Genomic DNA, 422 nt, shown 5'->3' with positions numbered 1-422 from the left:
CCAAATATGAACTCTAATAAATCGACTGTACTGATTGCATCTCTTGCAATCATAGGCGCAATCCTCTTTTCTCTGGTCGCGCTGTCTCCCGCAATTACTTTTGTTCTTGGTGTTGTCTCTTCCGCTTTTGTTTTTAAATTTTTTGGCAGCAACACGGTAATCGATGAGGAATCAAAACTCTCAACGAAAACACTGTATGTCGGAAATTTGCCATACAAAGCCAATGAGGCTCACGTCCGTGAACTATTTGCTAAACACGGTGAAGTTTTTGCTGTTCGCTTAATGAAAGACAAACGCACAGGCAAGAGGCGAGGCTTTGGCTTTGTTGTGATAGCTTCTGCTGATGTAGATAGTGCTATTTCAGCACTGAATGAGAAAGACTATATGCAGCGTACGTTGAAGGTACGTGTGGCGAATGATCC

General features: G+C 42.7%; 1 protein-coding gene. It reads left to right on the top strand.

Translation table 11 applies throughout. From position 1 onward, the window contains the following. Nucleotides 1-6 precede the first annotated feature (6 nt). Nucleotides 7-422, top strand: a 416-nt coding sequence (locus tag VOR_RS0113080; RefSeq protein WP_029627187.1) for an RNA recognition motif domain-containing protein, incomplete at its 3' end; no start/stop codon positions are given.

The sequence above is a fragment of the Vibrio ordalii ATCC 33509 genome, assembly GCA_000257205.1.
Classification (GTDB): domain Bacteria; phylum Pseudomonadota; class Gammaproteobacteria; order Enterobacterales; family Vibrionaceae; genus Vibrio; species Vibrio ordalii.
The sequence above is the reverse complement of the archived record's forward strand: the minus strand, read 5'-3'. Positions and strand labels throughout refer to the sequence as shown.